This is a genomic window from Halalkalibacter oceani (genome assembly GCF_023715605.1).
Lineage (GTDB): Bacteria > Bacillota > Bacilli > Bacillales > Bacillaceae_D > Halalkalibacter > Halalkalibacter oceani.
On sequence record NZ_JAMBOL010000007.1, the window covers coordinates 161,972 to 168,436 of the forward strand.

The 6,465-nt window shown below is 43.0% G+C and carries 9 protein-coding genes; 3 read left to right on the plus strand and 6 right to left on the minus strand.

The annotated features are described in order from the left end of the window. Window positions 1-9: 9 nt before the first annotated feature. From M3202_RS10350 to M3202_RS10360, 3 genes are all read right to left on the minus strand, one after another. A complete protein-coding gene (locus M3202_RS10350; RefSeq protein WP_251223261.1) occupies window positions 10-345 on the minus strand; it encodes a hypothetical protein in 336 nt (111 codons plus the stop codon). Window positions 346-463: 118 nt separating this feature from the next. Then, window positions 464-877, minus strand: coding sequence for a thiol-disulfide oxidoreductase DCC family protein (locus tag M3202_RS10355; protein WP_251223262.1), 414 nt, complete (start codon window positions 875-877; stop codon window positions 464-466). Then, on the minus strand, window positions 864-1,628 hold the full coding sequence (locus M3202_RS10360) for a YkgJ family cysteine cluster protein (protein ID WP_251223263.1): 765 nt from the start codon (window positions 1,626-1,628) through the stop codon (window positions 864-866). The genes M3202_RS10355 and M3202_RS10360 overlap by 14 nt, the downstream gene beginning before the upstream one ends. Window positions 1,629-1,757: 129 nt before the next feature. On the opposite strand from M3202_RS10360, the gene glcT reads away from it, so the two are divergent. Continuing rightward, window positions 1,758-2,588 (plus strand): glucose PTS transporter transcription antiterminator GlcT, encoded by an 831-nt coding sequence (gene glcT, locus M3202_RS10365; RefSeq protein ID WP_251223264.1) that lies wholly within the window; start codon window positions 1,758-1,760, stop codon window positions 2,586-2,588. Between the two features lie 499 nt (window positions 2,589-3,087). Further along, a complete protein-coding gene (mreBH, locus tag M3202_RS10370; protein WP_251223265.1) occupies window positions 3,088-4,095 on the plus strand; it encodes a rod-share determining protein MreBH in 1,008 nt (335 codons plus the stop codon). A gap of 125 nt (window positions 4,096-4,220) precedes the next feature. Here mreBH and M3202_RS10375 read toward each other — a convergent pair whose 3' ends face one another. Both M3202_RS10375 and M3202_RS10380 read right to left on the minus strand, forming a co-directional pair. After that, window positions 4,221-4,607, minus strand: coding sequence for a hypothetical protein (locus M3202_RS10375; RefSeq protein WP_251223266.1), 387 nt, complete (start codon window positions 4,605-4,607; stop codon window positions 4,221-4,223). A gap of 18 nt (window positions 4,608-4,625) precedes the next feature. Beyond that, window positions 4,626-4,847, minus strand: a complete 222-nt coding sequence (locus M3202_RS10380; protein WP_251223267.1) for a helix-turn-helix transcriptional regulator — start codon at window positions 4,845-4,847, stop codon at window positions 4,626-4,628. 267 nt (window positions 4,848-5,114) lie between these two features. On the opposite strand from M3202_RS10380, the gene M3202_RS10385 reads away from it, so the two are divergent. After that, entirely contained in the window at window positions 5,115-5,561 is a 447-nt protein-coding gene (locus M3202_RS10385; RefSeq protein WP_251223268.1) for a DUF3888 domain-containing protein, read from the plus strand. A 149-nt stretch (window positions 5,562-5,710) separates the two neighbouring features. Here M3202_RS10385 and M3202_RS10390 read toward each other — a convergent pair whose 3' ends face one another. Next, window positions 5,711-6,157, minus strand: coding sequence for a hypothetical protein (locus tag M3202_RS10390; protein WP_251223269.1), 447 nt, complete (start codon window positions 6,155-6,157; stop codon window positions 5,711-5,713). Window positions 6,158-6,465 lie beyond the last annotated feature (308 nt).

Below are 6,465 nucleotides of genomic sequence, written 5' to 3' on the forward strand. Positions count from 1 at the left end.
GGACATTCGTTATTTTTTATCGTTTTGTGCTGATTCGGCTTCAAGCTCTTCTTCATACCAATTATCCAGCACCTTGGCATCAAGCACCCTTGCTTCAACAAAGGAAGCCTGTTTTTCAAGAAACAAATCCTTCCACGGAACATCGAGATCTTCCGCTATTTTGACGACGGTTAACAGCTCCTGCCAAGCGACATAGCGTTTGTACCAGAAAAACTGCGGCTGCTCTGTCATATATGGATAGAGATCATCAAATTCCGTGTGCTTACAGTCCACCGTTCTTTCAAATTGACGTTTGGCTTCAGTCAGCCTTTCCTGAAGATAGGCAGCTATTTTTTTCTCTTCCATCGGTATCCCTCCCAGATTCTCTCTCATACTAACGCATCGTGTCTCACATTCCGGCAGTTCTATTTCTATACTTATATCATACCATGATTTTTCCTAAGACTAAAATAAGAAAAAACTGCTATTGCAAAAACCGGCTCTTTTCCTCCGCAGTCGGCAGGCGGCAGCTCTCCCGTTTCCCGAAAAGACGGTAACGGTTTTTCGCGACAAGCCGGTAGAGCCGGTCACGTCCGGCCTTTGGTACAACACGCAGCACAAGCAATAGCCGAAAATACCAAGGCAACGCCTTCATTACTTGAAATACAGCATCGGAGTAAAGATAAGCGGCCTTATCATTAATCACAATAACGGAATCAACCGTCGGCGCTATCGCAAACTGCTCCTGCAGCTGCCTTCCCCGTTCAGATTGCAGCGAAGCAAACAAGAAGCGGTGATCCTTCTCCTTACGTAATATAAAATCAACGAAACCGTTGCATAGGTTGCACTCTCCGTCAAACATTAAAATCGGGCGATCCTCTTCGTTACTCTCCGGCAATGACAGCTCCCCCTCTCCATTCCTCCTGCAGCAGCAATGGGAGATAATGAACCTCGGCGGCATCCTGTGGATAAGAAAAACCGAGCGCACTGTCCTCGACCACTTCAAGAATTTCCGCCAGCACCTCGGCCATCCCCCCTACATAAAAAGGGTAGAGAAATTCATAGCTAAGTGGTTCCGCCGGCACATGACTTTCCTGACAAACGTGCGGGCTTGCATAATTTAAATAAGTGCGGCATGGAATCGGCCTGATTTCGTACGCCATGCATGTCCGTGTCTCTTGATCGAGCATGATGCATGGAAGATTTTTTTGCTTATAACGCTCCTTAAAGGCTGGATTTTCCCGAAAGTCCAGCTCGACTAATTCCGCCAGTTCCGCCTGATAAGTCGTCAAATACCCATCAATTTGCGCTGCCATCCTCTGTCGCCGCTCTGCCGGCCAGCCTTTGATCACTTTTAGCATCAGCTTCACCTCAAGCCGCGTTACAATAATCGGAAAATAGCAGCAATGATCGCAGCCAAGCGCGCAGCTCGGCCGTACTCCAAGCTCGCTTTCCATTTCTTCGATTTCCCGATCAACCTGGGCAAGCAGACCGGTAAAGGCCTCATTCAGCACCGTCTCGACATGCTTACCTTCACTTTCATCCAAAATCTGATCAACCTTTTGCAGAAATGGCGCTTCATAGTCATATGTTCTTTTATTAATCTTAACAGCGACCTGCTTAATCTCGTCTATCGTTAGAGGGGTCATCCATCCGCCTCTCTTTCTAGTAAAGTTTATGAAAATAGGGAAGTGCAGCCAGAAGAGCCAAGAATGTCAAAGCTTCGTTCATTGACGCTCCTCAGCATTCCCGCTATGATGAAAACGGGAGGGGAAGCTATGCTAGCTGTCAAAAAAGTATTAAACAATAATGTTATTATAGCGCATCACCCGGACTACAATGAAGTCATTTTAATTGGCAAAGGACTCGGCTTCGGTAAAAAAAACGGTGAACTCGTTGCCGGTGAACAGGCTGAAAAATTCTTTGTCCTGAAGGAAGCGAAAGAACAGGAACGCTATAAAAAGCTGTTACATTATATAGATGAAGATTTTATCGGGTTAATGAACGACGTGATTGAGCATGTCGAGGAGCGCTTTTCCATCCGGCTTCACGAGCATATTCATAGCGCGCTGACGGATCATCTTTTTTATGCGGTGAAGCGCGTCAAGCAGAAGCTGGATATTAAGAATCCTTTCCTGCCTGAAACAGAGCTTGCCTACCCGAAAGAATTTGATGTTGCCGCCGAAATTATCGCCCGGCTCAACCAGGAGCTTTCCGTCTCGATCCCGCCGGATGAAATCGGCTTTGTCGCCCTCCACATTCATAGCGCGCTGACGAAGCGTTCCATTCAGGAAGTTAATCAGCATACGTGGCTGATCGGTGAAATCGTGCAGGAAGTGGAGAACACGTTGCAGCTGTCAATTGACCGCAAAGACATCAACTATTTGCGCCTCGTCAGACATCTTCGCCATTCGATTGAACTGATCAACAAAGATCAGTATGACGATAACCAGGATGCGCTGAAAGACATTCTCCAGGCGCAGTACCCCGTTTGCTATGAATTAGCATCGACTCTTTTGGAGATGATGGAGCAGTCATTAGAAAAAAAAGTACCTGAGACGGAGGCGGTTTATTTAACATTGCATTTGCAACGGATCGCCAGACGATAATCGAAAAAAGAATGAGGTTTTAATCCGGAGGTGGCCGGGTATTGTCTATGTAAGAGCAGGTTATGCTTGGCCTACGCTCTTGTCACCTCCCCACCTTACTATAGAGGCTGGGATAAAAGGTTATTTTTCATCTTTTATCCCAGCCTCAAGCAATGAGCGAAGCCGCCACTATCTTTTAAATCCCGTTGTGAGTGGGTTTCTCACAACGGGATTGTGGCGAGCGGAGCCATTGCTACTGTATGCTAACTGGCTTTGTCTCCCCTCCTAATGTTGCTTTAAAGAAAAAAAGCTTCCGCCCCCCTCCATCCTTCACCAGGCTTAAGACCTAAGTACCGGCGTTTTTAGCAACGTTTTCCATTAAATCCGCTGAATCTCTTTATCCACTTGACTTTCTCTCATATTCTTACATAGAAGATAAGCGTTCCGTCTCTATTTTTCGAGTTTGTTCATTGTTAAAATGTTACCCTAGACAATGAAATCTATGAAGTTGGTGAAAAAAATGTGGAATAATGTTGAAATTGGAATTGACCTAGGAACTGCGAACCTACTTGTATATAGCAAAGGAAAAGGAATTATTTTAAACGAACCTTCCGTTGTGGCGATAAACACCCAAACGCAGGAGGTGCTGGCCGTCGGCCTCGAAGCGAAAAGCATGGTCGGAAAGACGCCAGCAAATATTGTCGCCGTCCGCCCACTCCAGGATGGCGTAATCGCTGACTTTGATATGACCTCGAAAATGCTGAAAGCGATTATGCGAAAGGCAAGCAAGCAGCTTGGTCTGGCCATGCGCAAGCCGAATGTCGTCGTCTGCGCTCCTTCCGGCTCGACTTCGGTCGAACGGCGGGCCATTCTCGACGCCGTGAAAAGCTGCGGCGCCAAACAGGTTCATGTCATTGAAGAACCGGTTGCGGCCGCCATCGGCGCCGACCTTCCCGTCGAAGAGCCGGTGGCCAATGTCGTCGTTGATATCGGCGGCGGCACAACCGAAGTCGCGATTATTTCGTTCGGCGGCGTCGTTTCATGCAGCTCCGTCAGAATTGGCGGCGACAAGCTCGATGAAGGCATTATTCAATACGTGCGAAAGTCTTACAACGTCCTGATCGGCGAACGCACGGCCGAGCAGATCAAAATGGAAATTGGCTACGCTCCGATTACCCACGAGGAAATGACGATGGAGATTAGAGGACGCGACCTCGTGAACGGCCTGCCAAAAACCGTTACGCTGCGCTCCACGGAAATTCAGCAGGCGATTCAAGAGCATATGCTCCAGCTGCTCGAATCAATCCGCTCGACATTAGAGGACTGTCCGCCCGAGCTGAGCGGTGACATTGTAGATCGAGGCATCATGCTCACCGGCGGCGGCGCCCTGCTCAACGGCATTCAGGAATGGCTTTCAACCGAGATCGACGTCCCTGTCCATATCGCCCCCACGCCGCTCGAATCCGTCGCAATCGGCACAGGACGATCATTGAAATTCATCGACAAGCTGCAAAAGGCCACTGTGTAAACACACATCCAGGAAGCGATGAATGAAAGCTGCACACGAGTTTAAAAGCCGGAGGAAAATGGTTTTTCCTCCGGGCTGAGTGCAGAATAGAGCTGACATTTCAGTTTGGATACTCATCTTTCGCATTACATTTTTTTTGCAAGTATAACCCAAGATAATGAAATGGTTATAAGAACTAATGAGATTAAAATTCGTACGACTGCAAGGGTTGTTAAAGATAAAATACTATATTGAATGAGTAGCATTATTATAATTAGAGAGATTATCATTACAAACATAGCGTAATATATCCCTTTTTGCCTTATAGTCTGCGCTCTTTCATCTTTTTCCTTAAATTGAGGGAAAAGATAACTATAGCAAAAAGCCATTACTGCGATAGAACCCCAATTCAAAAGTTCCACAGCATATACAATCGCCTCTTGATTGTCAGTCATAAAAAAGAAAAAGAGTCTTACAACAAAAATAAATGATAACAAAACCCCTATGATAAAAAAGGTTTTTTGAGATGCCATTTTAATTGCCTCCTGTATTTATTCTTTAACGTACTTCTTTAAATCCTCATCGTCTAAATAAAAGATTTCTTCTACCGACGTATTGAATAATTTCGCCATAACCAGTGCTAACGGAAGCGAAGGATTATATTTTCCTTTTTCAATTGAAATTATGGTTTGTCTTGAAACGCCAAGTTTTTCTGCCAGTTTGTCTTGTGAATAGCCATTTTGCTTCCTATAAACCGGTAGTTTGTTTTTCAATCAACAGCCTCCCTTTTCATTACTCATCGTATAGTAAAGCACCCTTTACTTTTTTCTTTTGTGAGGCTTAGATACCAGTACGTTGTCTTAATTATCCATTAACGCTCCACTTACATCTGTCTCCCTCTGCCACTTCTGAACCATCTCCTTGTTTATAAATACAGTCAACCACTTCTATTCCGATCAAGTTGTCCAATATGCTGCATTAAATTCAAAAAAGATGGAAAGATATATGTACTAAATCTCCGACACACAAGGTGGAGCAAAATGAAACGTCTTATTCTTTTCATGACCTTATTTTTAGCTCTAAGTATACTTTTCCCAAACCCTATTTCAGCTAAAGGTAGCGATGTCACAACAGATTCAAGAGAATTAATGGTTCATGATGCGTTAATGCTATTTCTTCTCGACCCTCTTGATAAAGCAATTGGGAATTACTATTCAAAAATGTTATTAGAAATACCGACTGTTTACCCCTATGACATAAAAATGATTGATACAAAAAGAGTAGCTGGTTTTCGGTCATTTCACTTTACATTCACTCTTGAAGTTGAACCAGTAATCGGTCCTCATATCTCCGTAGGAAAGGATCGGTTAACTTTTGAAATTTCACCGCTCTTGCCTGAGCAAGTAAAGTTGACAAAATACAAACACCTAAAAACTTACGAACTGCCTCTCAATTGGAAGCATCTTGTTAAACCTTATCGTGATTAACGGTACATTTTCTAAAAGTAAAAAGCCTTTCATGAATGAAAGGCTTTTTATCAGGCATTACTGTTATTGGATAACAAAGTGTTTATGAAAAAACACTACCCCTATTCCATAGAAAGTGTACTAGTTTCATCACTAAACTGAAGGCATGTTTATTCATAATCAAATGAGCTAACTATTTCTAAAAGCTTGTTTTCTCCTTCTACCTGATAAGATCTATCATTAATCCAAATGTAATCGTCTAATCCAATTATTAAATCATAACTTGAATGATTCGTATTAATGGACATGAAGTAACATACTTCAGGGTTTTCATTATTTCTATTTAATCTCATATCGTTAGTGTGCTCCATAATCTCATTTATTGTTTCTTCCTCTTCAATTTTTATATATTCATGCCCCTGTGAATCCCCATCATTCGCTGTGTGCCTTCTAGTAATGTCAATGGATCTTATTACTTCCTCGCCTTGTATTTCATTATTTTCCTCCATTGCATTGGAAAGAGCATCGCTAAATGTAATTGTATTGGTCTTCATGAAAATAAGATAAGATCCAACTGCTATTATAAGTACAATTAACGTTATAATGGCTTTTCTCATGACCACCTCACCTTTAATCGTTGATATGACTGGGTTTCTATATTAAATTATTTTGATGATGTTTCTCTTACCATGATAGAGCTACTATATTCTGATTCCTCTATCATTCTTTGAAATTAAAGTGTAGTCCTTTTCACTAAACAAATGTTTTATCATGATCTGCCTTTTTCATTTTATAAGGTGTTAATGCTGGTTAAAAACGTCCACTTGTTGACGGTATTGTTTGTCCAGGGATTGACGGATATAATGTCATTAACCACCCTGAAGAAAGGAAAAGACGCCTTCCATAATGTCGGCCATTACCAGTG